Source organism: Actinomadura scrupuli, from assembly GCF_050971785.1.
In the GTDB taxonomy this organism is placed as follows: domain Bacteria; phylum Actinomycetota; class Actinomycetes; order Streptosporangiales; family Streptosporangiaceae; genus Actinomadura_E; species Actinomadura_E scrupuli.
Genome location: NZ_JBPCCU010000013.1, coordinates 47676 through 72788, shown reverse-complemented (window position 1 = coordinate 72788; position 25113 = coordinate 47676). Strand labels below are relative to the sequence as shown.

General features: G+C 70.7%; 27 protein-coding genes and 1 tRNA gene. 13 read left to right on the top strand and 15 right to left on the bottom strand.

Going from position 1 to position 25113, the window contains the following annotated elements; translation table 11 throughout:
• Nucleotides 1–22 precede the first annotated feature (22 nt).
• A tRNA-Pro gene (locus tag ACRYCC_RS39585) sits at nucleotides 23–96 on the top strand.
• A gap of 32 nt (nucleotides 97–128) precedes the next feature.
• On the opposite strand, the gene mtnA is transcribed toward ACRYCC_RS39585, so the two are convergent.
• Entirely contained in the window at nucleotides 129–1187 is a 1059-nt protein-coding gene (gene mtnA, locus ACRYCC_RS39580) for an S-methyl-5-thioribose-1-phosphate isomerase (RefSeq protein WP_433819223.1), read from the bottom strand.
• A 122-nt stretch (nucleotides 1188–1309) separates the two neighbouring features.
• Between mtnA and ACRYCC_RS39575 the strand changes: the two genes are divergently transcribed.
• Nucleotides 1310–3577 (top strand): FdhF/YdeP family oxidoreductase, encoded by a 2268-nt coding sequence (locus ACRYCC_RS39575; RefSeq protein ID WP_433819222.1) that lies wholly within the window; start codon nucleotides 1310–1312, stop codon nucleotides 3575–3577.
• Nucleotides 3578–3650: 73 nt separating this feature from the next.
• On the opposite strand, the gene ACRYCC_RS39570 is transcribed toward ACRYCC_RS39575, so the two are convergent.
• Nucleotides 3651–4490, bottom strand: coding sequence for an SGNH/GDSL hydrolase family protein (locus ACRYCC_RS39570; protein ID WP_433819221.1), 840 nt, complete (start codon nucleotides 4488–4490; stop codon nucleotides 3651–3653).
• Between the two features lie 181 nt (nucleotides 4491–4671).
• Here ACRYCC_RS39570 and ACRYCC_RS39565 point away from each other — a divergent pair, with 181 nt between their 5' ends.
• Nucleotides 4672–5592: a hypothetical protein gene (locus tag ACRYCC_RS39565; RefSeq protein WP_433819220.1), complete on the top strand. Its 921-nt coding sequence runs from the start codon at nucleotides 4672–4674 to the stop codon at nucleotides 5590–5592.
• Between the two features lie 64 nt (nucleotides 5593–5656).
• On the opposite strand, the gene ACRYCC_RS39560 is transcribed toward ACRYCC_RS39565, so the two are convergent.
• Genes ACRYCC_RS39560 through ACRYCC_RS39550 form a run of 3 tightly spaced genes read right to left on the bottom strand, consistent with a single transcriptional unit; the run spans nucleotide 5657 to nucleotide 8274 of the window.
• A complete protein-coding gene (locus ACRYCC_RS39560; protein WP_433819219.1) occupies nucleotides 5657–6094 on the bottom strand; it encodes an SRPBCC family protein in 438 nt (145 codons plus the stop codon).
• A gap of 43 nt (nucleotides 6095–6137) precedes the next feature.
• A complete protein-coding gene (locus tag ACRYCC_RS39555) occupies nucleotides 6138–6788 on the bottom strand; it encodes a pentapeptide repeat-containing protein (protein ID WP_433819218.1) in 651 nt (216 codons plus the stop codon).
• A 22-nt stretch (nucleotides 6789–6810) separates the two neighbouring features.
• The gene (locus ACRYCC_RS39550) at nucleotides 6811–8274 is read right to left on the bottom strand and encodes an MDR family MFS transporter (RefSeq protein ID WP_433819217.1); all 1464 of its coding nucleotides are present in this window, start codon (nucleotides 8272–8274) and stop codon (nucleotides 6811–6813) included.
• Here ACRYCC_RS39550 and ACRYCC_RS39545 point away from each other — a divergent pair.
• Together ACRYCC_RS39545 and ACRYCC_RS39540 are read left to right on the top strand one after the other, a co-directional pair.
• Nucleotides 8198–8908, top strand: coding sequence for a TetR/AcrR family transcriptional regulator C-terminal domain-containing protein (locus ACRYCC_RS39545; protein WP_433819216.1), 711 nt, complete (start codon nucleotides 8198–8200; stop codon nucleotides 8906–8908). The genes ACRYCC_RS39550 and ACRYCC_RS39545 overlap by 77 nt on opposite strands.
• Nucleotides 8909–9117: 209 nt before the next feature.
• On the top strand, nucleotides 9118–9924 hold the full coding sequence (locus ACRYCC_RS39540) for a helix-turn-helix domain-containing protein (protein ID WP_433819215.1): 807 nt from the start codon (nucleotides 9118–9120) through the stop codon (nucleotides 9922–9924).
• A 25-nt stretch (nucleotides 9925–9949) separates the two neighbouring features.
• Here the strand turns inward: ACRYCC_RS39540 and ACRYCC_RS39535 are convergent, their stop codons facing one another.
• Together ACRYCC_RS39535 and ACRYCC_RS39530 are read right to left on the bottom strand one after the other, a co-directional pair.
• Nucleotides 9950–10159, bottom strand: coding sequence for a hypothetical protein (locus ACRYCC_RS39535; protein ID WP_433819214.1), 210 nt, complete (start codon nucleotides 10157–10159; stop codon nucleotides 9950–9952).
• A gap of 67 nt (nucleotides 10160–10226) precedes the next feature.
• Entirely contained in the window at nucleotides 10227–10610 is a 384-nt protein-coding gene (locus ACRYCC_RS39530; protein ID WP_433819213.1) for a hypothetical protein, read from the bottom strand.
• Between the two features lie 210 nt (nucleotides 10611–10820).
• On the opposite strand from ACRYCC_RS39530, the gene ACRYCC_RS39525 reads away from it, so the two are divergent.
• The gene (locus ACRYCC_RS39525; RefSeq protein WP_433819212.1) at nucleotides 10821–11096 is read left to right on the top strand and encodes a hypothetical protein; all 276 of its coding nucleotides are present in this window, start codon (nucleotides 10821–10823) and stop codon (nucleotides 11094–11096) included.
• On the opposite strand, the gene ACRYCC_RS39520 is transcribed toward ACRYCC_RS39525, so the two are convergent.
• From ACRYCC_RS39520 to ACRYCC_RS39505, 4 genes are all read right to left on the bottom strand, one after another.
• Nucleotides 11093–11761, bottom strand: coding sequence for a GNAT family N-acetyltransferase (locus ACRYCC_RS39520; protein ID WP_433819211.1), 669 nt, complete (start codon nucleotides 11759–11761; stop codon nucleotides 11093–11095). The two genes, ACRYCC_RS39525 and ACRYCC_RS39520, sit on opposite strands and share 4 nt — an antisense overlap.
• A 56-nt stretch (nucleotides 11762–11817) precedes the next feature.
• Nucleotides 11818–12636 carry a GntR family transcriptional regulator gene (locus tag ACRYCC_RS39515; protein ID WP_433819210.1) on the bottom strand — a complete coding sequence of 273 codons (819 nt, stop codon included), beginning with the start codon at nucleotides 12634–12636 and terminating at the stop codon, nucleotides 11818–11820.
• Between the two features lie 243 nt (nucleotides 12637–12879).
• On the bottom strand, nucleotides 12880–13152 hold the full coding sequence (locus ACRYCC_RS39510) for a hypothetical protein (protein WP_433819209.1): 273 nt from the start codon (nucleotides 13150–13152) through the stop codon (nucleotides 12880–12882).
• A gap of 64 nt (nucleotides 13153–13216) precedes the next feature.
• The gene (locus tag ACRYCC_RS39505; protein WP_433819208.1) at nucleotides 13217–13390 is read right to left on the bottom strand and encodes a hypothetical protein; all 174 of its coding nucleotides are present in this window, start codon (nucleotides 13388–13390) and stop codon (nucleotides 13217–13219) included.
• A 208-nt stretch (nucleotides 13391–13598) separates the two neighbouring features.
• Between ACRYCC_RS39505 and ACRYCC_RS39500 the strand changes: the two genes are divergently transcribed.
• The 3 genes from ACRYCC_RS39500 (at nucleotide 13599) to ACRYCC_RS39490 (ending at nucleotide 15608) form a co-directional block, all read left to right on the top strand.
• Entirely contained in the window at nucleotides 13599–14444 is an 846-nt protein-coding gene (locus tag ACRYCC_RS39500) for a GntR family transcriptional regulator (RefSeq protein ID WP_433819207.1), read from the top strand.
• A 120-nt stretch (nucleotides 14445–14564) separates the two neighbouring features.
• The gene (locus tag ACRYCC_RS39495) at nucleotides 14565–14957 is read left to right on the top strand and encodes a DUF6292 family protein (protein WP_433819206.1); all 393 of its coding nucleotides are present in this window, start codon (nucleotides 14565–14567) and stop codon (nucleotides 14955–14957) included.
• A gap of 360 nt (nucleotides 14958–15317) precedes the next feature.
• On the top strand, nucleotides 15318–15608 hold the full coding sequence (locus tag ACRYCC_RS39490; protein WP_433819205.1) for a hypothetical protein: 291 nt from the start codon (nucleotides 15318–15320) through the stop codon (nucleotides 15606–15608).
• 118 nt (nucleotides 15609–15726) lie between these two features.
• Here ACRYCC_RS39490 and ACRYCC_RS39485 read toward each other — a convergent pair whose 3' ends face one another.
• Both ACRYCC_RS39485 and ACRYCC_RS39480 read right to left on the bottom strand, forming a co-directional pair.
• Nucleotides 15727–16287 carry a TetR/AcrR family transcriptional regulator gene (locus ACRYCC_RS39485; RefSeq protein WP_433819204.1) on the bottom strand — a complete coding sequence of 187 codons (561 nt, stop codon included), beginning with the start codon at nucleotides 16285–16287 and terminating at the stop codon, nucleotides 15727–15729.
• A gap of 2 nt (nucleotides 16288–16289) precedes the next feature.
• A complete protein-coding gene (locus ACRYCC_RS39480) occupies nucleotides 16290–17441 on the bottom strand; it encodes an acyl-CoA dehydrogenase family protein (RefSeq protein WP_433819203.1) in 1152 nt (383 codons plus the stop codon).
• A gap of 194 nt (nucleotides 17442–17635) precedes the next feature.
• Here ACRYCC_RS39480 and ACRYCC_RS39475 point away from each other — a divergent pair, with 194 nt between their 5' ends.
• The 4 genes from ACRYCC_RS39475 to ACRYCC_RS39460 all read left to right on the top strand — a co-directional run bounded on the left by ACRYCC_RS39475 (nucleotide 17636) and on the right by ACRYCC_RS39460 (nucleotide 23292).
• Nucleotides 17636–18583: a peptidylprolyl isomerase gene (locus ACRYCC_RS39475; protein ID WP_433819202.1), complete on the top strand. Its 948-nt coding sequence runs from the start codon at nucleotides 17636–17638 to the stop codon at nucleotides 18581–18583.
• A gap of 406 nt (nucleotides 18584–18989) precedes the next feature.
• Nucleotides 18990–19325, top strand: a complete 336-nt coding sequence (locus ACRYCC_RS39470) for a hypothetical protein (protein ID WP_433819201.1) — start codon at nucleotides 18990–18992, stop codon at nucleotides 19323–19325.
• Between the two features lie 247 nt (nucleotides 19326–19572).
• Nucleotides 19573–19836: a hypothetical protein gene (locus ACRYCC_RS39465; RefSeq protein WP_433819200.1), complete on the top strand. Its 264-nt coding sequence runs from the start codon at nucleotides 19573–19575 to the stop codon at nucleotides 19834–19836.
• A 357-nt stretch (nucleotides 19837–20193) separates the two neighbouring features.
• Complete coding sequence (locus tag ACRYCC_RS39460) at nucleotides 20194–23292, top strand: M14 family metallopeptidase (protein WP_433819199.1); 3099 nt, start codon at nucleotides 20194–20196, stop codon at nucleotides 23290–23292.
• 86 nt (nucleotides 23293–23378) lie between these two features.
• Here the strand turns inward: ACRYCC_RS39460 and ACRYCC_RS39455 are convergent, their stop codons facing one another.
• Both ACRYCC_RS39455 and ACRYCC_RS39450 read right to left on the bottom strand, forming a co-directional pair.
• Complete coding sequence (locus ACRYCC_RS39455; RefSeq protein ID WP_433819198.1) at nucleotides 23379–23927, bottom strand: DUF302 domain-containing protein; 549 nt, start codon at nucleotides 23925–23927, stop codon at nucleotides 23379–23381.
• A gap of 53 nt (nucleotides 23928–23980) precedes the next feature.
• Entirely contained in the window at nucleotides 23981–24949 is a 969-nt protein-coding gene (locus ACRYCC_RS39450; RefSeq protein WP_433819197.1) for a zinc-binding dehydrogenase, read from the bottom strand.
• Nucleotides 24950–25113: the final 164 nt, after the last annotated feature.

The following is a 25113-nucleotide window of genomic DNA, read 5'->3' as shown; positions in this document are numbered from 1 at the left end:
ATCCACGTCCGCAAGGGCGGTTCGGGATGTAGCGCAGCTTGGTAGCGCATCACGCTGGGGGTGTGAGGGTCGCAGGTTCAAATCCTGTCATCCCGACGGTGAGTCCGGATAGGCCGAGTTCTTGGAGATCAAGAGCTCGGCCTTCCGGCTTTTCCGGCCTCTGCCAGGCCCCGGTCCGGCGTCCGGCCCGCGGCGGGCTCCAGCACCCCGGTCTCGGTGGCCAGCGCGGTGATCAGCCGGGCCGGAGTGACGTCGAAGGCCGGGTTGAAGGCGCGCGCGCCGTCCGGGGCGACCCGTACCCCGGCGAACGACAGGATCTCCGCCTCGTCGCGTTCCTCGATCCGGATGTCGTCCCCGGTCTGGGTGGCCAGGTCGACGGTGCTCCACGGCGCGGCGACGACGAACGGGATGCCGGCGTCTGCGCAGGCCAGCGCCACCCCCAGGGAACCCACCTTGTTGGCGGTGTCGCCGTTGGCGGCGATGCGGTCCGCGCCGATGATCGCCACATCGGCGAGCCCGCGCAGGATCGTGCCCGCGGCCGCCGCGTCCGCCTGGAGGCGGTAGGCGATGCCGTCCCCGGCGAGTTCGACGGCGGTGAGCCGGGAGCCCTGCAGCAGCGGCCGGGTCTCGTCGGCGTAGACCATCTCCAGCGCGCCGAGCGCGTGGAGTTCGCGGATCACGCCCAGCGCCGTGCCCCGTCCGCAGGTCGCCAGCGAGCCGGCGTTGCAGTGGGTGAGCACGCGCAGCGGCCGCCGGGCGGTGCGCGCCAGGATCCAGCCGGCCCCATGGACGCCGATGGCGTGACAGGCGGCGACGTCCTCCGCCACCAGGGCGCCGGCCTCGGCGACGACCGCGTCCACCCCCGCGGCGATCAGCGGGCGCACCCGGTCCACGCCGAAGGCCAGGTTGACGGCGGTCGGCCGGGCCTCGCGGATCCGGCCGATCGCGGCGTCGAGGGCGACCGGGTCCCATCCCTCCCGGGCGCCCTGCAGGAGGGCGATCGCCACCCCGTAGGCCCCCACCCCGCCGAGCACCGGGGCGCCGCGCACGGCCAGCCGCTGGACGGCGCCCACGAGGCCGTCCACGTCCCGCACCTCCAGATGGGCGAGTCTCCCCGGCAGGGACGTCTGATCGATCAGTCGCAGCGCCTCGCCCGTCCACGAGAGGGCGCGCAGTTCCTCGGCCATGGCCCCACTCTCCCAGCGCGGGGGCCGTCCCCGGTAGACGAGGGTGTCGGCGACCCCGGAGCCGGGCGACAAACGAGCATAGACTCGCCGTTAACAACCTCTTTGCGCATGAGATGGACACGATGAGCCGTAAGCCTCCGATCGACGACGTCGACGACGGCGCGCTGGCGGTGACGCCGCCGAAGGACACCGCAGCGGGCATTCCCGGGGTCACCGCGGCCCTGAAGCAGGCGTGGGACCAGATGGGGGCCGGGCGCACGGCCCTGACGCTGGTGCGGATCAACCAGAAGAACGGCTTCGACTGCCCCGGCTGCGCGTGGCCCGAGGGCGGCAAGCGCCATCTCGCGGAGTTCTGCGAGAACGGCGCCAAGGCGGTGGCCGAGGAGGCCACCACGCGCCGGATCACCCGGGACTTCTTCGCGGAGCACCCGGTGTCGGAGCTGGCGGAGCGCTCCGACCACTGGCTGGGCCAGCAGGGCCGGCTGACCGAGCCGATGATCAAGCGGAAGGGCCGCGACCACTACGAGCCGGTGAGCTGGCCGGAGGCGTTCGCTCTGCTCGCCGGTGAACTGCGGGGCCTGGCCACCCCGGACGAGGCCGTCTTCTACACCTCGGGCCGGACCAGCAACGAGGCGGCGTTCGCCTACCAGCTGTTCGTCCGGGCCCTGGGCACCAACAACCTGCCGGACTGCTCGAACATGTGCCATGAGTCGTCCGGCTCGGCGCTCACCGAGACGCTCGGCGTGGGCAAGGGCTCGGTGCTGCTCGAGGACCTCTACCAGGCCGACCTGATCTTCGTGGTGGGGCAGAATCCCGGGACCAACCATCCCCGGATGCTGTCGGCGCTGGAACGCGCCAAGGACGAGGGCGCCCGCATCGTGGCCGTCAACCCGCTGCCCGAGGCCGGGCTGATGCGGTTCAAGAACCCGCAGCGGCCGTCCGGGGTGGTGGGCGCCGGCACGGTGCTGGCCGACCTGTTCCTGCAGATCAGGCTGAACGGCGATCTGGCGCTGTTCCAGGCGCTCAACCGGCTGCTGCTGGAGAAGGACGAGATCGACCGGGCGTTCGTCCAGGAGCACACCGCCGGGTTCGAGGACCTCGAGCGGCACCTGCGCGCCCTGGACTGGGAGCAGGTGCTGGAGGCGACCGGCCTGACCCGCGAGCAGATCGAGTCGGCCCTGCGCGAGGTGCTGCGCGCCGACAAGATCATTGTCTGCTGGGCGATGGGGCTGACCCAGCACAAGAACTCCGTGCCGACCATCCGCGAGATCGTGAACTTCCTGCTGCTGCGCGGCAACATCGGCCGCCCCGGAGCGGGCGTGTGCCCGGTGCGCGGTCACTCCAACGTGCAGGGCGACCGCACGATGGGCATCTACGAGAGGCCCGCCGCGGCCTTCCTCGACGCGCTGGGCGCCGAGTTCGGGTTCGAGCCGCCGCGCGCGCACGGGCTCGACACGGTCCGGGCGATCCAGGCCATGCGCGACGGCGAGGTGAAGGTCTTCCTCGGCATGGGGGGCAACTTCGTCCGGGCCACCCCGGACTCCGCCGTCACCGAGGCGGCGATGCGGTCCTGCCGGCTCACCGCCCACGTCTCCACCAAGCTCAACCGCTCCCACGCGGTCACCGGGGAGCAGGCGCTGATCCTGCCCACCCTGGGCCGCACGGAGCGGGACGTGCAGGAGACCGGCCCGCAGGTGGTGTCGGTGGAGGACTCGATGGGCATGGTGCACGCCTCACGCGGACGGCTCGCCCCGGCCTCCGGCCGGCTGCTGTCGGAGGTGTCGATCGTCTGCCGGCTGGCCCGCGCCACCCTGGGCGACGGCGCCATCGACTGGGCCGCCATGGAACGCGACTACGACGTCGTCCGGGATCACATCTCCCGGGTGGTCCCCGGGTTCGCCGACTTCAACGCGCGCCTCCGTACGCCCGGCGGGTTCACGCTCCCGCACGCGCCACGGGACGAGCGGCGCTTCCCGACGGTCTCCGGCAAGGCCGGGCTCACCGTGAACGAGCTGCGGGTCCTCCGCGTCCCGCCGGGGCGGCTGCTGCTGCAGACCGTCCGCAGCCACGACCAGTACAACACCACGATCTACGGCCTGGACGACCGCTACCGCGGCATCCGGCAGGGCCGGCGGGTGGTGTTCGTGCACGCCGACGACCTGGTGGCACTGGGCCTGGCCGACGGCGCGATGGTGGACCTGGTCAGCGAGTGGCACGACGGGACCGAGCGCCGCGCCCCGGGGTTCCGGGTGGTGGCCTACCCCACCGCCCGGGGCTGTGCCGCGGCGTACTTCCCCGAGACCAACGTGCTCGTGCCGCTGGACAGCACGGCGGACGTGAGCAACACCCCGACCTCGAAGTCGATCGTCGTCCGGCTCGACCCCGCCTGACCGGCGGCCACCGCCGCCGGCCCGGAGGCCGCCGCCGGCCGGTGACGGCGCACCACCGGCCGGCGAGGAGCGCTCAGCGGCGCGCCAGGGTGGTGGCGAAGGTGGCGGCGATCCGCTGGTAGCCGGTCGGGTTGGCGTGGATGTCGCCCTTGGCGCACATGTAGGTCCAGGTGCAGATCCGGGCCACGTTGAGGGGCACCTGCCCCACGGACGGCAGGGTGGCCTGGGTGGCGAAGTCGTTGGTCGCGAACGCCGCCGAGACGTCGGCCACCCGGAACCCCGCGACCAGGTAGACCGAGGCCTCCAGGGAGTTGATCACGTTGGTCAGCAGCGCCGACTCCACGGCCAGGGTGTGCCCGTCGGTGCCTTTGAGCCAGGACGCCAGGAACGGGTCGTAGTAGTTCATCGCCGCGAAGCCGACGCCCGTCCCGGCCGCCAGCCGGAGCCGCGCGGTGATCTGCGGCAGGTTGGTGGTGATGGCGCCGGCGCCCTCCAGGATGCAGGAGGCGTTGATGGCGCCTCCCACCAGGCAGCGCTGGACGTCGTTGGCGCCGATGTCGATCGTCAGGTAGCGCACCTGGCCGCGGTGGGCGCGCAGGAACGTCTCGGCGGCGGCCAGCTGCGAGGAGGCCCCGTCGTAGGTGCACCGGCCGCCCTTCATCATCGAGGTGCTCGTCTCGCCGCTGCAGCCCAGTTTGACCAGCTCCAGCGCCGGGTCCCCGGCCTTGAGCGTCGCGAACAGCTGGTCGGGGTAGCCCTCGTTCGTGTCGCCCAGGCCGGGCTGGTAGCCCTGCGACAGCGAGTCGCCGAGCGAGACGTAGTAGTGCGGGGTCGCCGCCGAGACGGCGGGCTGCCCCGCCGCCAGCAGTCCCAGCGCGGTGAGGGCGGTCATCAGGAATCGGCGCAGGAGCATTCCCTCTCCTCTGCGGGGTGGGGGGTGGGACGCGATGGAACGGTCCGAAGTATGACCGCGCGCGTGCGCCGGTGGAATCCCCGCTACCGAATCGCAACCCAAGCGTCGTCCAACGGCGGTGGAGCCGACCGGGCGGAACGGCTATTGCTGTTCGTCCCGGATCGTTACGCTCACAGGCATCATGGACGCGCTCGCGGATCTGTGGCGGGACCGCTCGGCAGGCACGCTGACCGAGTGGGCCTGGCATGACGCCGTCCTGGCCGCGTCCCCGGCCGAGCTCCAGGACGCGCTCCGCGGTCCCCGGGCCGACGACGACCTGCTGCACGCGCTCGCCGCGATCCGCCGGGACGACGTGCTGGCCGCGCTGCACACCCTGGTCGCCGGCCGGCCCGAGACGGCCGGCACCAGGACTGACGCCGCCCGCGGACTGCGGGCGCTGTGCGAGGCCGCCTCCTGGCCGGTGCTCCGCCCGATCGCCGTCGACCCCGCCGAGCCGGGCCCCGTCGTGGCCGCCGTGCTGGAGGGCATCGAGCGCCTGTACGTCGCCGACCTGGTGACCGAGGACGAGGTGCGCCGGCTGGTCGCCGACCTTCCGGTGCGCCGGGACCGGGCCGTACGGCTGGCGGTGACCGGGCTGCTCGGCGCGGTCCGCGCGGTCTGGGCGGTGGCCGAGCTGGACCGCAGGGTCGGCGACCGCGACCTGACCCGGGACGCCCTCAACCGGCTGGCCGGCAACCGGCACCCGGCGGCGCTGGAGCGGCTGCGCGCCCACGCGGACGCCCGCGACCCCGCCATCGCCGAGCTCGCCCGCTTTCTGGCCCGGCGGCGGGAGGGGCAGGAACTCGCCGAGGCGGTCCGGGCAGGTTCCGGCACCGTCGAGTCCCTCCAGGTCAGGGCGCTCGTCGGGTACGGCAGGTACGGCGACGTCTGGCGGCTTCTCGTGCACGGCCGCGTCACCGCGCGGGACCTGCCCTACCTGCGTGACCTACCCGACGAGCCCACCGCGTCGCGGGCGCAGCGCCGGCTGCTGCGCCGGATCCGCTCGCACTGCGAGGACCTGCTGCCCGGTGACCTCGACATCCCCACCGAGCCCATCTGGTGACGGCCTGCAGCGCCGGAGCGGACCCGCCTCGCGGAGGGGCGCGCCCCGGCCCGGTACGAAGGCGTCAGCCGCTGAACCGCTCCTTCAGGGCGGCGAGCCCCGGCCGGTAGATCTGGTCGCGCAGCACGGCGATGGTCTTGTCCGCCTCGGCGGCGTCCGCGCGGAAGCTGCCCGACCACTCGACCACCGAGCGGTCCCCGTCGGTCACCGGGGTTACGTGCAGCGTCCCGACGTAGTCGTTCACACCCAGCGCCGATTCGAGGATGGCGTACTTCTGGGTGAGCGACACGTCGTCGAGGGCGAGCAGCCGCTCACGGGCGAGCAGGGTGCCGTTGGCCTCCAGCCGGCGCACGCAGCCCACCTGGTCGGCCGCCTTGCCGTCCTCGATGACGCTGGGCGGCATCGAGGTCGCCCAGGCCGACAGCCCGTTGAAGTCGCGGATGAGCGCCCATACGGCCTCCGCGGGGGCGTCCACCAGCGTGCTCTCCGTCAGCATGGCCATGCGACGACCTCCTCGAACGTGATCCGATCTTCTCCGGAAGCTATCAAACGTCCTTGACGGTGATCCCGAGCACCTGGGCGAACGTGGGAGCGAGGTCGATCAGCTGCGTGGTGTCGATGATGGCCCCCCGCAGGGACTCGTACCCGCCGGAGATCTCCAGCTGCGCGCCGCGCAGGTCGACCTTCTTCAGGGTGGCCTTGGTGAAGTCGACGCCGCTCAGCCGGGAGCCGGGGAAGCGGGTCCGCTCCAGGTTCGCGCCGCTGAAATCGACGTCGCGCAGCAGGCAGTCGTCGAAGACCACGTCGATCAGGCCGGCGCTGCGGAAGTTGACCGAGTCGATCTTGCAGCCCCGGAACGTGACCCGCCGCAGGCGGGCGTTGTAGGCCTGGGCGCCGGCGACGACCGTGGACACGAACGCGGCGTCCAGCCAGTCCGACTCGGCGAGATCGGTCGCGACCAGCCGTACCTCGCGCGACCAGACCTCACTCAGCCGGGACCGCCGGAAGCTCCCGCCGTCGAACGTGACCCTGGTGAAGGCGCACTCGATGAAGCGCGAGCCCACCGCGCCCGCGGCCGTCAGAGTGCCCCCGTCGACATGGACGCCGTCGTAGGTCTCGTCCGGGGACCAGCTCCCGTCGTGCGGGACGAGGGCGGTGGCGAAGGGCAGCTCGGACAGTTCCTGGTACGCATCCATGCACTCAGCATGCCGTGTCCGGTCAGCCCGCCGGGTCCGCCCCGGCGGACCGGCGGCGGGGGAGCAGCAGCAGCGGCACGAGCGCCACGGCGCCGACGGCCACCGCCCACCAGAAGGCTCCGGCGAAGTCGCCGGTCAGCAACGCCGGGGCCGCCGGGGTCCGGACGGTGGCCACGCTCGCCAGGTCACGGCCGGTGCCGGGGAGATCGGCCCGGATGTAGATCTGGAGCACCACCGCCAGCAGCGCGGTGCCGAACGCGCCGCCCACCCGGACCAGGATGTTGCCCGCGGTCGTCGCCGCGGGCACCGAGGCCTTGTCCAGTCCCTGGTACATGGCCGCCATCAGCGACGGCATGACCAGGCCGTGCCCCAGGCCGACGGCGAACACCGCGCCGACCAGCGTCGCCGTGCTCGTCGTCACCGCGATCCGGGTGAACGGCAGCATCCCCAGCAGGACGACGAGAACGCCGGCCAGGCCGACCCCGCGCGGGCCGATCCGGTCGGTGATCCGCCCGGAGACCGGCATGGTGAGCATGGCGCCGAGCCCCCAGGGTGCGATCAGCAGCCCGGCGTGCAGCGGGCTCTCGTGCCGGACCAGCTGGAAGTACAGCGGCAGCAGCACGGTGAGGCCGATCACCCCGGCGGCGTAGCAGAACAGCGCCGCGGTCGAGGCGGCGAACGCGCGCGAGCGGAACAGCGACAGGTCCACCAGCGCCTCCCGCCCCCTGCGCAGGGCGTGCACGCCGAACGCGGCGAGGAGGACGACCCCGGCGCCGAGACCCAGGAGCACCCGGGCACTGGTCGGCGCGGACCCGTTGCCCGCCTCGGACAGGCCGTACACCAGCGCCGCCAGCCCGGGGGAGAGCAGCGCCAGCCCGAGGACGTCCAGCCGCCGGCCGGGCCGCCGGTCGGTGTCGCGGGGCAGCAACCGCACCGCCATGACCAGGGCCAGCGCGCAGAACGGCACGTTGACGTAGAACATCCACCGCCAGCTCAGGTGGTCCACGATCACACCGCCGAGCACCGGGCCGAGCACCGGGGCGAGCATGGCCGGTACGGCGATCACGGCCATCATGCGGCCCATCCGCTCCGGCCCGGCGGCCCGCGCCAGCATGGTCTGGCCGACCGGCATGAGCATGCCGCCGCCGAAGCCCTGGAGGATCCGGAAGGCGATCAGGCTGCCCACCGACCAGGCCGCGCCGCACAGGATCGAGCCGGAGATGAACAGGCCCAGCGACAGGATCCAGAGGGTCTTCGGCCCGAACCGCTCGACCGCCCAGCCGGTGAGCGGGATGGCCATCGACAGCGCCAGGGCGTAGCCGGTGGACACCCACTGGATGGTGGCCAGGGATCGGCTACCCGTACACCGTATCAGCCTGCCGCTACGGTGTACGGGTAGGATGGGAGGGGTGGAAGGCTCCTCTCCGGCCGATGCGGCCCCCGGCGCGGACGGGCACGGCCCCGTCTGGACGCGCCCGAAGAACACCGGGCGGCGGCCCGCGCTGACCCGCGAGGCGATCGTCGCGGCGGCCATCGAGCTCGCCGACGCCGAGGGCCTGGCCGCGGTGTCGATCCGCAGGGTGGCGGCCAGGCTGGACGCCCGGGCGATGAGCCTCTACACCCACATCGACCGCAAGGACGACCTGCTCGAGCTCATCCGGGACGAGGTGGCCGGTGAGCTCCTGCTCGAGGGGGAGCTGCCCGGCCGGTGGCGCGAGGCGCTCACCCTGATCGCCCGGCGGACCCGGGAGTCGGCGCTGCGCCACCCGTGGATGGTCGATCTGCACGCTGTCGGCGGCGCGCCCGGCCCCAACGCGCTGCGCCATGTCGACCAGTCGATGGCCGCGCTCAGCGGGCTGGGACTCAACGCCGTGGTGGCCTGGCGGATTCTCAGCGCCGTCGACCACTACACGCTGGGCTGCGTCATCCAGGAGATCATGCAGCTGCGCCGGGGCGACCAGAGCGAGCTGCTCGGGCCCTACCTGGAGAACGTCGCCGCGAGCGGTGACTATCCGCATCTCGAGCCGATACTGAAGAACGGCCTGCCGGACGAGCAGGACTTCGAGCGCGGCCTGGGCTGGCTGCTCGACGGCATCGAGCGCGACCTCGGGGGAGAATGACGCAGCGAGCCTGCCGTCCGCCCATACGCCTATACGCCCGTCCGCCTGTCACGGCATGGCCCGGGCAAGGCCGCGCCTCGTCGCGGGCACTACCTCCCAGGTAATCGACGCCGTGACCTCACGGGCACGAAGGTGGGGACGGCGGGATTACCGCAGTTTCCGGGGTGTCTGCCACGCTGGCCCGCGTACCGTCGGCCGGGAGGGACCACATGAGCACACGGCAACTACAGCGGCCGGTCGGCGAGCTGCTGCGGCAGTGGCGCGAGCTTCGCCGGCTCAGCCAGCTCGAGTTCTCCATCCAGGCCGACATCTCCACCCGCCATCTGAGCTTCGTGGAGACCGGGCGGTCCCAGCCGAGCCGGGACATGGTGCTGCACCTGGCCGAGGAGCTCGAGGTGCCGCTGCGCGAGCGCAACCACCTGCTGCTCGCCGCCGGCTTCGCGCCGGTGTACTCCGAGACCGCCCTGGACGCGCCGCGGCTGACGGCGGTGCGCGCGGCCGTACGGCAGGTGCTCACCGGCCACCAGCCCTACCCGGCCGTGGTCGTGGACCGGGGCTGGAACCTCGTCGACGCCAACGCCGCGGCCGGCCTGTTCACCGACGGCCTTCCGGCGGACCTGCTGGCGCCGCCGACGAACGTGCTGCGGGCGAGCCTGAGCCCCGGCGGGCTGGCGTCCCGGATCGTCAACCTCGGCGAGTGGCGGGCCCACCTGCTCGGCAGGCTGCGCCGCCAGATCGCGCTCACCGCGGACCCGGACGCCTCGGCGCTGCTGGCCGAGCTGGAGGCCTACCCGTGCGACCAGCCGGAGCCCGACCACGAGCCGTCCGGCCCCGGCGAGATCGTCGTTCCGCTGCGCCTGCGCCACGGTGACGGGGAGCTCACCTTCTTCAGCACGGTCACCACGTTCGGCACCCCGCTGGACATCACCGTGGCCGAGCTCGCCATCGAGGCCTTCTACCCCGCCGACGACGCCACCGCCGCCGTCCTGCGCGCGCTGCCGGACACCCCCGGCTGACCCGATCTGGTGAGCGGCACCCGGGTCACCGGTCGCCGTTCAGACGGCAGGGCGGCAGGTCGGCGTCGGGCCGGTGGGTCTCGCGGAGCCCGACCCAGCGGCGGTCGTGCTCGTCGCGCCGGCTCACCGGCCGCTCGCGCAGCCGGGTGCGGCGCGTGCGCACCCCGAACCCGACCACGTGGCCGAAGAAGATGCCGAAGACGAGGGCTCCGGCGAGGAGCAGGACAGTGATCATGGTGAGCTCCCCCTGGTACTGAAGGTGCGGTGATCGGCGGGGAGGCGGGTGAAGAGATGGCGCATGGTCAGTCCTCGTCTGTCCGGGCGTCTCGCGGGGCGCTGTCCTGCGGGGCATCGTCCTGCGGGGTGTCTCCCGGGACCTTTCGCTGCGCGAGAGCCTGGCGGCCGGCGATCGCGACGAGGACCACGCCCGAGACGCCGAGGGCCACTGCGGCCCAGCCGGGACCGCCGACCAGCAGGACCAGGCCGGCCAGCGTGCCGGACGACACGGTGCCGGCCACGATGAGCAGCATGAGGGCGGCGGCGCGGTCGCCCGCCGAGTGGGCAGAGGTACGGCTCTCGGCGTCGAACCGGAAGCCGAGCGGGGTCCGCAGCGACACCTTGACGAACTGGACGTCGGCCCGCGGCGTGGGTTCGCCGTCCTGCCGGGTGAGGTCGGTCTCTTCCACACCGAGCCTCCCTGTTCGCGCTGGCCTTCACACACAGGGTAAATCGCCGTACGCGTGAAGTACAGTCATCACGCATACAACAGGCATACTGAGGCGGGCTGGAAGTCTGATGATGGCCAGAGAGTAAGCTCACTATTGACAGCAGGCGCCCATCATCTGCATACTCGATGCAGACGGCAGCCTCATCATTGACGTTGGGGGACCCGCGTGATGTCCAAGGACCGCGAAGCACGGCTCGACGAGCGCGCCCATCCCGACCAGGCGGGGGGTCCTCGGCCGCAGATGGAGCGGGTCACCGTCAACCTCACTGCTCGGGCCTCGGAGGCGCTGCGGGAGTCGGTGGAAGTGTCCGGCGACACCAAGACCGACACCATCAACCGGGCACTGCTGGTCTATGCCTTCCTGCAGGGCGTCATGCGGGAGGGCGGCGCCGTCTACACCAAGAGCGGCGACACCGGTGAGCTGGAGCGGGTGCGCTTCCTCTAGATCACTTCGCGATGCAGGGCGATGGCCGGGCCGCGGCCGCCGCCACCGTGGCCGTGATGAGGTCGCGGGCGGCGGACCGTGCGGACGGCGGGCTCCCGGCCGTGGACCAAACCGGAGGTGTCCACGACGAGCGCCTGGTAGATCGGCTTCTGGAAGAGCCGACCGGACGGATGCCGCCCGGGAGCCTGGCGGACTCCGACGAACTCGAAGCCCTGTCGCTCGTAGTACTTGTGCAGGCCGTGGTTGTCGGTCCAGGTGTCGATCCGGATGCAGGTCGCCTCCGGGTTCTCCTGGAATCCGCGCTGCCCGGCCCATGCGATCAGGCGGGCGCCGAGCCGCATCCCGGCGTAGGCGCGGTTCAGGACCAGGCGGTGCAGATAGATGGCGGGCGTCCGGCGCTCTTCCTCGGTCCAGAGATACGGGCTTCCGGTCAGGTGGATGGTGACCGACGCCGCCGCGACGTCGCCGTCCCACGCGATCCAGGTACGGCCGCCGAGCAGCCCGTCCCGGACCCGCTGATCCCGGGCTCCGCGAGTGGGCCACGGGCGGTTCCACTGGGTGCTGCCCTTCTCATCCCGCAACCAGGCCCCGGCCTCGTCGATGAGGCGAATGATGATCTCTTGGTGGTCTATCAAGGCGCGACGTACCAGGAATTGTGTCGTCATGTCTCCGGGCAAAGAATGTCCCTCTGCGGACGGTGACCGAGGGAGCATCGGGCGGTTCAGCGGCCGGCCTCATCACCAGGCGCTTCGGTGACCGAGTCGGGGACGATTCCCACGTTGTAGTGCAGCCGGTTACGGTCGGCGGGCCAGATGGTCACGGTGAGCCGGAACGGGTCGCCGTTCTGGTCGTAGGCGGTGCGGAACGTCTCGTACACCGGGACACTGCCGTTCTCGGGCAGGCCGAAGAAGGCGGCCTCGTCGTGGTCCGGCGGGCGCACCTTGATCTCGTCGTGATATCCCATCTGGGTGATCTGGAAGGTGTGCTCCAGGTACTTCACCACGCCTTCGGCGATGTCCGTCGCCTCCAGCAGCCTGCTCGCACCCCGGGCGGCGAAGTCGAGCGGGTAGTAACTGGTCTGGATCGACCAGGCCTTGCCGTCGAGGTAGCGCCGCTGGTGCCGGAGGACGACCTGCGTGTTCTCCGCCAGCTTGAGATGTCGCGCGGGTCGGCCATCGGCCTGCTGAATCTCCACGCGAGGCGCTGAGTCGGTTGCCGCCAGCCCCTGGACCTTGGCGTCCCAGGTGTAGTCGGTGCCCTCACCGCCGCCGGGGCCGCCGCCGCGCGCCGACAGCGTGACATGAAAGGGGGCGGGCCGAAAGAGCACGAATGTGCCCTTGCCCGCCTCGGTCTCCACAAGGCTCTGATCGGTCAGCCATCTGATGGCCTCACGGACCGTATTACGGGACGTCTGGTACTGGCCTTGGAGGGTCAGTTCCTGGGGCAGCCGGGATCGGCCTTTTTCCGTGTCGAACTCGCCTGCCTCGATCCTTTGACGCAGATCCTCGGCGACCTCCCGCCACTTCGGCTGCCCAGCCATCGGCGGACTCCCTTCGCCTGTCGGGTGAGCCTCTTGGTCGGGCCGCCGACCCGCCACCCGTGTGGCATATAGCAACTTCTCTATTGTCTCACGGGTAAACTTGCATCAAATGTGCCAAATGACATACATGTTTGAGAGGCGAGTGCGGCCGGGGTACTGACACCCGGTCCAGGGCAGCCGCAAGCGCCGGCGACCCCGCGCGCTGAGCGGCCGGATCGCCGGGCCCATCGTCATGCCTGTCCTTCAGCGTCTCCGGGAGACACCGATGGCGAGCGCGACCAAGATCGTGATCATCCAGCAGATGGTGATCACCAACGTGGGTGAGCCGATCCAGAGGCCGATCGCCGTGATGCCCGCCGTGACGGCCATCCCGGCGAGGACTCCTGCCGGTGCGGCGGTCGCGCCCCCAGATGCCTTACGGCGGATCGGGATGCGTTCGATGTGCGGGGTGGCGCGGCTGGTCGGTTCCCCGTCCAGCTGAGTGAGGTCGCTGAACGCGACCGGCCTTTCGTCCACCGCGACGTCTCCTCCGTCATCGGCGCCCCGCGCCCCCGTGCTCTTGCGGGCGTGCGGTGCGGGCTTATCGATCCTGGCTGTGGGTCTCCCAGAACCCGACGGACTGCCGGTCGCGCAGGTCGCGGGAGGTTTGCGGCTCGGCGTGGAGCTGGGTGTGCCGGGTGCGCAGGCCGAACCCGCACACATGGCCGACGAAGACGCCGAACGCGGCGACTCCGATGAGGATGAGGACGAGCATCTTCGGGACCCTTCTCGAGTTCGACGCGGACGGTGTCCGGCGCGCCAGGTGCCATGGGGGGTCCGGGCCGATAGCCTCTATGGACCCGGTTAGATAACTTCTGCCTAAAGAAGGTTTTACCGCTATAAGCTGACGTAAACCGCTTCCACCAACAAAGTGGTTGACGCATCTGAATGGGTCTAGACAACCGGTCGCGTGAGGAGTGGTCGTGGTTGAGGCGAAGTACCGGCAGATCGCGGACGAACTCCGAGGTCAGATAGAGGAAGGCGTGCTCCAGCCCGGAGACAAGCTGACCGAGAAGGAGCTGGCCGTACGCTTCGACGTCTCGATCAACACCGTCAAGGAAGCGTTGCGTGAGCTCAAGCGGGGCGGGCTGGTGAGCACCCAGCCGAAGGTGGGCACCATCATCGCCAAACCCGTCAAGCCGCTCACCAGCACCCTCAGTCACGTCGACCTCGCCGGTAAAGGCGCCGTGGGCAAGGGGTTCGGCGGCGGCGAGGGTGAAGCCTGGGTCCTCGAAGCCGCGCTTCAGGGCCGGATGGCGACGGTGGGCCCTCTCACCGTCGAGATGAAGAAGGCCAACAAACGGCTGGCCGAAAAGCTGGACACGGCGGTCGGCGCCCAACTGGTGGCGCGTACCCAGTTCCGCTACATCGACGACGTGCCCAACTCGATCCAGACCTCGTACTTCTCGCTCAAGCTCGCGATGGAGAAGGCGCCTCTGCTCCTCGAGGCGGAGGACATCAAGGACGGCACCGTCGTCTATCTCCACGACCGGGGCCGCGAGCAGGCGTGGTACGAGGACGAGATGACGGCGCGCCAGCCGACCCCCGACGAACTCGATTTCTTCGGGCTGTCCAAGGACAGCCTCGCGGTGCTCGAGGTCATCCGCACCGCCTACGACCAGAATGACGTCCCTTTCCGGCTGACCGTAACGGTGTCGGCGCCGGGTCGAAATGTATTTCGAATCCTCGGCGGCGACGTTCCCGCACAGGTCAGGGAGCTGGAGGAGCATGATTCCGGCTCCTCTGGAGAGGGGAAAACGGCAGGGTAATGCCGTTGATCCACTTGGCGGTGCCGGTGTGCTCCGCCAAGCCACGCAAGCGAGGTAAATCCCACCTCATGTCTTCGCCCAGGCGGGACTCGTCTTCACCATCTCGAAAGGACACGCCATATGTCCCAAGAAAAGCGGCCACTGCCTCACCCCGACCCGGAGGTCGATGAGGCGCGTGGTTACATCACCGACGCGGTCGATGCGCTCGACGCCCTAGGGGTGCGCGTCGAGCGCAGTTGGCTGGACCCGAAGGGCCCGGTCGACGCGACGATCGTGACGGACTCCTTCGCGCTCGTGTGGGACGAGTGGCGCGGATGGGTGCGCGGTGACTTCGTCTCCGGCCGGCAAGGGGAGCGCACCGTGCTGCGGAACCTCACCGAGCTCGGCGGAGGTCTCCTGCTCGACCCGCGCGAACTCGCCGTGCTCGCCCGGGACGGCCGTACGGTCGCGCCCGCCGGGCGCCGTGCCGCCGATGCGCGTGACGGGCTCTTCGACGGCCTGCGCAGGTACTGACGCGGTGGCCCGTCGTGGTCTCGCCCGTCATGAGGCCACGACGGGTTCCTGCCGGTTCGGCCCTTCCTCGGCGGCAGTGGGCCGGCGCCGAAGCCGAGCCCGGCGGGCAGCTCCGCGACGTAGCGCGCGCCGCAGCGAGGCCCGGTTCTCGCGCATCGCCATGGTCGGGCGAGACCCCGATCAGACGCAGCGGTCGACTCCCGGTCGCCCGGTGATGCCTGGATGGTCTTCGTGGTGAGGCTCGCCACAGCGGGGGATGGAGGGCCCTTCAGCAGGGAGGATCCGGGAACGGGCGGAGGCGTGAGATTGCTCTCGGTGGTCGGTGGAACACCGGGGGAGGGCGGTCCACGTCTATCAGGCATGAACATCCAAGTTCTGACATCAGGGGCCGTGTCCGCCGGCGACATCGAACTCGCCCGGGAAATGCTGATGGACGTCATGTCCGAGCTCGGAGAGCCCGAGCCGACCGCCCGGCTGACGCTCAGCCTCCTGGCGGATCCGGCGCCGCCGCGACCCGCGCTCGCCCAGGTCGTCATCGCGCAGGGTCTGCGCGTCGTACGGGCCCAGGCCGCCGGGACGACCCCGGAGGAGGCGCTCTACCTGCTCCGTGAGCGGATGGGGTTCCGCCTCGGCCACGCTCGCGCCGGCTGAGCCGGCACCGGGCCGGGGCCTGGTGTTCGCGGTGCAGGGGTTCGCCGTCGGTCCCGCCCGTGCGGGCTCGCGGGGTGGTCGGCCGCGTGCGGAGGAGCCCCCGCCGGCGATCGCGGGCTCACGGGTGGTCGGACGCCTCGCTCCGTCCCGCCAGGAAGAGGCCGAGGGATCGTTCGAACCCGTCGGGCCCGGTGTTCGCCGTGGACGCCACGAAATAGCCGCCGACCGTGACCCGCAGCATCATGACCGCGCGCAGTCCGGCGTCGTCGGGTGGGAAGCCCAGCTCGCCGAGGATGGCGGTGAGATGGCCGATCAGACTCTCGTCGGCGTGCCGTACGGCCTCGGCGACCTTCGGGTCGTTCTCCGCCCACAAGCGCATCGCCCGGTCGATCGGCGCGACCTCTCTGCCGAGCTCGTGCATCCGGCGCAGGCGGTCCGCCGGGCCGGTCCCGCCGAGATCGACGGCCAGCAGCTCGTCGGTACGCTCGTAGGCCCAGCGGTCCAGCAGGGCCTGCACGAGTGCGGCCCGGTCGGGGAAGTGCCAGTAGAAGCTGCCCTTCGTGACCCCCAGCCGGGCGGCGAGGCCGTTGACGGTGATGCCGCGCTCGCCGTCCCGGGCCAGCGCGGCGTAGGCCGCCTCGATCCAGTCGCGCCGGGTCCTGCGGTGGTTCGTCGGCATCGTCACACCAGGGTGGTCGGGTCCAGCTCGACACCGAGTTCGACCTTGCCGTACAGGGCGTAGGTCGCGTCCAGGTCGAACACGACATGGCCCGAGATCGTAGCGACATCGCGCTGCACGCGCTGGAACGGCGAGTCCATGAACTGCGCGCTCGCGCCCGCGGCCACGCACAGGTCGCCGACGACGGTACGGGCCGTACCGACGACGTGCGCGCCCACCAGCCGGGCCCGGGCCCGGTCGGCGAGCGTGTAGCGCCCACTTGAGGCGTAGGTCCGCTCCAGCGCCGCGACGGCGTCCTCCAGCAGCAGGCGGGCGGCGGCGAGCTCGGCGGTGGCCCTGGCCAGCCGGATCTGCCCGCTCATCAGGTCGCGCTGCTTGATCCCGGTGTAGGCCATCACCCGGGACTCCAGGCGTTCCCGGAACCGGGCCAGCAGGCCCTCCGCCGCGCCGAGCACCGGGGACGCCCCGACCAGGGTCAGCACCGGCACCAGCGGCCAGCGGTACGCCGGGCCCTCGTGCAGGGCGGCTCCCGGGGTCGTGCCCCGCGCCACGTCGAGCAGCGGCAGGGATCGGTGCTCGGGCACGAAGGCGCCGCGGGCCTCGATGTCGTTGCTGCCGGTGGCGCGCATCCCGCTGACGTGCCAGACGTCGTGCACGGTCACCTCCGCCCGCGGCAGCAGGAACACGCGTGGCTCGAAGGCGCCGGTCAGAGCGGTCACCATCACCCAGTCGGCGTGCATGACCCCGCTGCCCCACGACCAGCGGCCGGTGAGCCGGTGGCCGCCCTCGGCAGGTTCGGCGCTGCCGGTCGGGGCCAGGACGCAGGGCGCGAGCGCGTACGGCCGGTTCGCGAACACCTCGTGCTGGGCCCGCTTGGGGAAGAGCGAGAGCATCCAGTTGTGCAGCAGGTAGATGGCCGACAGCCACCCGGTGGAGGTGCACCCTGCGCCGATCTCCCGGCAGATCCCGACGGCGGTGGCCAGATCCAGCTCCCGTCCGCCGGCCGCCTTCGGCACCAGGACGTCGAGGAAGCCGGTCAGGTCGGTGACGGTCTCGTCCGGCAGCCGGCGCCGCTCCTCGGCGGCCTGGGCGCGGCCCGCCAGCGCGGGCGCCAGGTCCCGGGCGCGGGCGACCAGCTCGGCTCCATACCCCATGGTACGGAGACCATACCCCTAGGTATGGTCGACCGCCAGACGAGAGCGCTCGCAATACGGGGTCGCATCAGTGGAAGAGCATCCTTCGTCGACGCCATGACACGCCATGACACGTTGCGAGGATCCTGATGCGCGGACGCGGCTAGGCTGCCACCTCGGCAGAGGTGAGCACTACGGCCCACGGAGAAGCACATATGAGTTATGGCATTGGGCCAGGCTACGGACCGCAGCCTCCGCCCGGCCGGGGTCACCACCAGGCTCCTCCGCCCAATCACCTCGTCTGGGCCATCATCACGCTGTTCTGCTGCCAGATCCTGGGCATCGTCTCGATCATCTTCGCCGCCCAGGTCAACGGCAAGTTCCAGCAGGGTGACCACGCCGGAGCGGTGGACTCCTCGAACAAGGCGAAGACGTTCGCGCTGATCGGCACCATTCTCGGCGCGGTGCAGGTGATCGGCATCATCATCTATGCCGTCGTCGTCGGCGTGGCCGCGTCGACGAGCACCCCCGACAGCGGCGCCACCCCGGATGGGGGCAGCACTCCCGGCGCCTTCGGGAGTAGTCCAGCCCAGGTCACGGGCGCGTGCAACTACCTGGAGTCTTCCGATCCGGGCGCGCCACCGGGTCTCGGCCGGCCACCGGCCCAGCCGGTCTACAAGGGCACGGTCGGGGCCACCATCAAGACCAACCTCGGTGACGTGGGGGTGAGCCTCGACGCGGCGAAGGCACCGTGCTCGGTCGGATCGTTCGCCTTCCTGAGTCGGCAGAACTACTTCGACAACACGCAGTGCCACCGGCTGACCAGCGGATCCCTTCGGGTGCTGCAGTGCGGGGATCCGACGGGCACGGGGACGGGCGGACCGGGATACCGGTTCGCCAACGAGAACACCACCGGCGCCAGGTACACCCGCGGTGTCCTGGCGATGGCGCACAGCCAGCAGCCCGACAGCAACGGCAGCCAGTTCTTCATCGTCTACGGAGACTCGACGACCCTGCCGCCCGACTACACCGTCTTCGGCCAGGTGACCTCGGGGCTGGACGTCATCGACCAGGTGGCGAACGCGGGGTCGGACGACTCCACCGGTGCCGGAGACGGCAAGCCCAACAAGAAGATCGAGATCAGCGACGTCACGATCCCCTGAAGGTGCCCGGGGGTCCCCGCGCTCGCGGTGGCGAAGGCCGGAGATCCCCAGTGCCAATGTCTTTCATCAGGGCCCGCAGGCCGGGCGGCAGGGCTGCTGGAGGTCGCAGGCCTCATCGCACGAGCGTCCACGGACGATGTCTACCCGTCCTGGCATACGGCCACGGGGTCGCGACCTGGGTTTTCTGACTGGGTTTTCTGATCGGCAAAGGGGCGTCGTCCGGGACGGGCAGGATCGAGATGGCGTTCTCCTTAGTTGATGCGCCCCGCTCGGTTTGCAGGCCGGTAGCGTTATCGGATGCGTACGTTCTTCGAGATCGAGCAGGGTGATGAATACCAGGCCGCGCAGGAACTGCTGACTCGCCGCTGTGGCATGGGCGCGGGCCGAAGGGCTCCCGGCTGACCCGATGGTGTTCGCTGCGGCTCTGGACTCACGGCATCTGAGTTCGGACGGACGGCTGGCGTTCTGGACACCTGCCGATGTGCGCAGGTTGCTGCTGGAGTGGATCCCGCGGCGGGTGGCCGCTGATCCGGCGGAACTGGAGGGGGTCCCGGCGAGCCTGGTGACGTGGTTGCGGTTCCTGGCGGCAGGTGGCCTGCTGGATCCGCGCGGGGCCTCGCTGCTGGAGAACGAGGCGGCCGTGGCGGAGGCCGCCGAAGAGTTCCGACCCGCAGTCGCTGATCCCTCTCGTTATGGTGTCGCGAAGTTCTGGCGTTGGAGGCGCTGGGCGCAGTGGAGGTGACCTACGGCTTGGCCGATGAGTCGTACGCCATGGACCTCGCCGAGGATTTCGTGCCGCCGGTCGGGGCGGAGGGGCCATACGCACGCGAGGTGGCGGCACGGCTCCGCGACGAGCTCGCCAAGCCCGGCCAGCTCGTCAAGCTGACCCCGCTGGGCACCCGAGCGATGCGCGCCCGGCTGCTGGCCGAGGGCGGGAGGCCAGCCTGGTCGGCGAGCTGGCCGGTGCACCGCCTGCCGGTCTGCTCGGGGTGGTCGCCGAGCACTACACGGCCGAGACGGGCACAGTGGAGATCGGGGGCTGGCTGGCCACGCACGACGGTGATCCGGAGCCGCTGCTGGAAGCCGTACGCACCTGTCCGTTCCGAGGCCGGGCCGCGGCGATGCTGAGCGTGGTGACCATGGCGCTTGGTGAGGGTACGCCGTTGCTGCACCGGCTGCGCGGCGACCAGGTGCTGGCGCCGCTCGCGGTGACGGCCCTGCTGGACTCCGGCGAGATCCAACCGACGACCTGACCCGCCACGAGCAGGTTCTTGTCATGGCCGAAGGACTCCTGCAGCCGCTCGAACTCGGCGGACCTGACGTCGTCCGCGAACAGCTCGCCGAACTGCCACGGCAGGGAAGCCGGGGTGACGCGCCTGTATCGGGTGCGGTTGCAGGATCCGCAGCCTCCGAGAGAACGCTGACCGCGGCGCACCGAGTGCCGACCCGGACGAGTGCGCGCGACGGAAACCGAGTCGCACGTCAAGTATTGACGAAACTTTTACCTGACATTGACCGGCCCCTTGCCATGGCAGAAGCTGATCTTCTCCCCCCGTCGTGGGGCTCGCGTGCTGCGCGAGCTCTTCGGCACCCCCCGTAGAGGAGGCGCGATGCGGCGCGTTATGACGTCGTTCTTTGCTGCGATCACATTGGGGGCCGGACTGGTCGTGGCCACCCCGGCCGCGGCCGCCCCGCCGGGCTCCGATCGCGGCAAGGACCGGCTCGAGGTCTTCGCCGGGCAGCTCACCCCTGATCAGGTCAGAAAGCTTCGCGAACTCGGGTTCGATCACGAGGACATCTCTCTGGGCAAGGCCGTCAACGGCAAGGCCGGAGTCGAGGTCGTCATGAGCCGCACGCAGGGTGATGCCCTGCGCGCCAAGGGCGTTCCGCTCCAGGTCAAGAAGATCGACGGACAGACCGCCGCACAGCGCTCAAAGGTGCTGGCCGACCAGGGCAAGGTGTTCCGCCCCTACAGCGGAGCGGGCAACATCCGCGAAGAGATCGTCAACGCGGCGAACGCCTACCCCGGAATCGCCAAGGCGGTCGATATCGGCAAGTCCCTGCAGGGAAAGCCGATCACCGCCGTCCGCGTGACGAAGGGAGCCCGTACCCTCGAGACGGGTGGCAAGCGCCCGGCCGTAGTCTTCCAGGCGACGCAGCACGCCCGTGAGTGGATCACACCGGAGAACGTCCGCCGGCAGCTCCACCACTTCCTCGACAACTACGGCAAGAACGCGGAGATCACCAAGATCGTCGACACGACCGATCTCTGGTTCATCCCGGTCGTCAACGTCGATGGTTACGATCTCACCTTCAACCCCGACTTCCGGATGTGGCGCAAGAACGTGCGCGACAACGACGGAGACGGCCAGATCACGACCGCCGACGGCGTCGACCCCAACCGCAACTTCGGCTACAAGTGGGGTTACGACAACGAGGGCTCCTCTCCGGTGCCCGACAGCCAGACCTACCGCGGGACCGGCCCGAACTCGGAGCCGGAGACCAAGGCGCAGGACGCCTTCGTGAAGCGGGTCCGGCCCAAGTACCTGATCAACTATCACTCCGCGGCGGAACTGCTGCTGTACGGCGTCGGCTGGCAGACCCAGACCCCCTCTCCGGACGACCGGCTCTTCACCGCACTGCTCGGTGACGACGAGCACCCGGCCGTGCCGGGCTACGACCCCGACATCGGCGCGGAGCTCTACACCACCAACGGCGACACCGACGGATACGTGACCAAGCGGTACGGAACACTGGCCATCACGCCGGAGATGTCTACCTGCCAGACGGCCAGCAACATCGACCCTGACGACCAGTGGAAGCCCGAGGACTGCCTGAGCGTCTTCCACTTCCCCGATGACGAGAAGCTCATCCAGCAGGAGTTCGAGAAGAACCTCCCGCTGGCGATCGCCACCGCCAAGTCGGCGCAGACACCGGACCAGCCCGTCTCGGTCGTCGGCAAGACCACTCCGGACCTGGTCATCGATCCCTTCGAGGTGTCGCAGGGCCGCACGCAGCCGGTGGCGGTCGAGGCCCGTCGCTCGCTCAAGAACCTGCGCCTGCGGTACAGGGTCAACGGTGGTTCCACTCGTACGGACGGCACCCGTGAGTGGCGGGGCGGCGAACGCTACGGCGATGAGAACGATCTCTACTACGCCGAGTTCCGCGGCACCGTGCGCGGCACGAAGCCCGGAGACAAGGTGGAGGTCTGGTTCACCGCGGAGAAACAGCGCAAGCCCATCTCCAGCCAGCCGTTCACCTACACCGTGGCCGACGACATCGGCGGCGACGTGCTCGTGCTCGCGGCAGAGGACGTCACAGGCGCCAGCCCGGCACAGGGTGCCACCGAGGCCAAGTACGCCAGTGCCTACACCAAGGCGCTGACCGCGGCCGGCCGCAGCTTCGACGTGTACGACGTCGACAAGCGCGGCCGCAAGGCACCCCACCACCTCGGCGTGCTCAGCCACTACAAGGCGGTGGTCTGGGAGAGCGGCGACGACGTCGTCACGCGTGCCGTCGGTCAGCCGGGCGGCACGGCGGCGAAGCTCGCCGTCGATGTCGAGCTGAACGTCCGTGACTACCTCAACGAGGGCGGGAAACTGCTCTACACCGGCAAGTACGCCGGGCTGGCGCAGGGCGCCGACGGCGCCTACTTCTACGAGCCGGACGTCCCGGCTCAGCCGGAGTGCAGCGTCCGCGCGGACCCGCCCTGCCTGCCGATTCTCAACGACTTCCTGCAGTACTACCTCGGTGCCTACAACTACGCGGACGGCGGGGGCACCGGAACAGATGGGAAGCCGTACCCGGTCAAGGGTGCGGGCGGTGCCTTCACCGGCTTCCAGAGCACGCTCAACGGCGGCGACTCGGCGAACAACCAGGACCACACCGCGTCCTTCCTGACGACGTCGAGCTTCCTCCCGACCACGCAGTTCCCGCAGTTCAGCAGCTCCGCGCCGATCAAGTGGGACCGGCCCGGCGGCGCTCCGTTCGACCCGAAGACCGGTGACTGGTACGCCTACAGTCAGGCGGCCGACGTGTCCTACAAGAGGCTCAGCCAGACGGTCGACCTGACCGGCAAGGGCAGCGGCAAGCTGACCTTCCAGACCTCGTTCGACACCGAGGCGGCCTGGGACTTCGTGTTCGTCGAGGCGCACACCGTGGGTGCCGACGACTGGACGACCCTGCCGGACGCCAACGGTCACACGAACCAGGCGACCGGTGAGAGCTGCGCCGCCGCGTGGCGCACTCTGCACCCGTTCACGAGCCGCTACCAGGGTGCGGACTGCTCGCCCACGGGCACGACCGGGGTGTGGCACGCGGCCTCCGGCAAGTCCAACGGCTGGCAGGAGTGGTCGATCGACCTGTCCGCGTACGCGGGCAAGAAGGTCGAGCTGTCGATCTCCTACGCCAGTGACTGGGGGACTCAGGGCATCGGCATGTTCGTCGACGATGCCAAGGTCACCGTGGACGGCGCGACGGTTTCGGAGACCTCCTTCGAAACCGATCTCGGCGGCTGGACGGTCGCGGGCCCGCCCCCGGGATCCGCCCCCGCGGCCAACGACTGGATCCGGTCGCAGCGAGCGTTCGAGGAAGGCGCGGGTGTCGTCACCAAGGACACCGTGTACGTCGGCTTCGGCGCTGAGGGGCTGACCACTCAGGCGGCGCGGACGAACTTCGTCAAGAAGGCGCTGAAGCACCTGCTCGGCTGATCTCCGAAAGGCCGCGAATGGGCCCGTCCGGTGCAAACCGGGCGGGCCCTTGGCGTCGAGGTGAACCGGGCGGGCTACCCGAGATGTCAGTGAGGAGGGCCGGCGGTGAGCACCTCCGGCACCGGTGTGCCGAGGTATTCGAGCAGCGTGGCGAGTTTGCGGTCCAGTTCGAGGCCGACCCGGGCGATGTCGGGGTTGCCGAAGGCGCTGAACTGGGTGCTGGGCTGGTCCACGGTGAACCAGGCCGCGCCCCCGGCGTCCTGGTAGATCGCCGTGCGCAGCGGGGCGTACAGCAGGACCGCCGGGTCGTGGTGGTACATCCGCTGGGCGATCATGTGGTTGCCCATGAGGTACTCGACGCAGGGCAGCCGCTCGCCGGCCAGGCCGAGCAGGGCGCGGAAGTCGCCGCTCCAGTAGATGATGAAGCCGTGCGGCGCGTTCTCCTCCGTCGCCGCGACGACGGTCTCCCAGCCGGCGTCGTCCTTGATCAGCCGTTCGAAGCGCCCGGTCTCGAAGGGCGGGACGGCTCGCTCGTAGCGGGCACGGAAGTCCTCGAACGACTCGGGGACTTCGATCGACAGGCGATTCACCTCGTGCGGCGCGGTGTGGATCCGGCCACGTGACGACTGGGCCATGATGACCAGCCTAACTTTCCGCCCGGCGGAGGGGCCCGCCGACCTGGGCGTACTCAGCCTCCGGTCAGCAGCAGGGTCTTGCCGAGGACGGTGCGGGCCTCCATGGCGGCGTGCGCGTCGGCGGCCCGGTCCAGGGGGAAGGTGCGCCCGATGACCGGCTGGATCCGCCCCGCCGACGCCTCTGCCAGCGCCCGCTCGGTGAGCGGCCTCCGGTCGAACCGCAGGTCGAACAGCCCGACCACGGTCACCTCACGGCGCCGGGCCTCGTCGGGGTCGGCCTGGGTGAGCGCGCCGCTGGGCGCCCCGTAGGCGTGGAACCGGCCGCCGCGTGCGGTGAGGCCGAAGGCCGCCCGGCCGTTCTCGCCGCCGACGCCGTCGAAGACCACGGCGGGTCCGGTGCCGCCGGTCGCCGCACGTACGCGCTCGGGCCAGCCCGCCTCGGTGTAGTCGACCGTGACCTCGGCGCCCAGCTTGCGGGCCAGGTCCAGCTTGTGCTCGCCACGGGCGGCCGCGACGACCCGCGCCCCGGCCGACGCGGCCAGCTGTACCAGCAGGATGCCCAGTCCGCCGGCCGCCGGGGCGACCAGCACCCACTCGCCCGGCTGGATCCGGGCCGTCTCGGCGAGGCACAGCGCCGCGGGGCCGTCGTGAACGAGCGCCGCCGCGTCGCGCAGGCCGAGCCCGTCCGGCACCGGGACCAGCCCGTCGGCCGGGGCCACGGCCCGCTCGGCGTAACCGCCGCGCTCTCCGATGCTGGTGACGACGCGGCGGCCGACCCAGTCGGGGTCCACGCCTTCCCCCGCGGCGACGACCTGCCCGGCCACCCCGCCGCCGGGCACGTACGGCGGCGTCATCGTGAAGTACTCGCCTCCCCAGCCGCTGCGCAGCTGGGTGTCGAGGAAGATGGTGTCCACGACCGACACCCCGATCACGACCTGACCCGGTCCCGCGACCGGGTCGGGTACGTCTCTGGTGACCAGGACCTCGGGACCCCCGAACGCCGTGACCTCTGCGACCCGCATGCCGACCCTCTTCCGCTCCGACTGTTCACCGACTCGGGGAACAGTCTGGGAGCTCAACCATGCTTGAGGTCAAGGGCGGCTGACCTGGGTGAGGGGTGCAAAGGACGTGTCACCGGCCGGCCGGTATCCGCGCCGTGGCGACCGGCCGGCCGGTGGGGGACGGG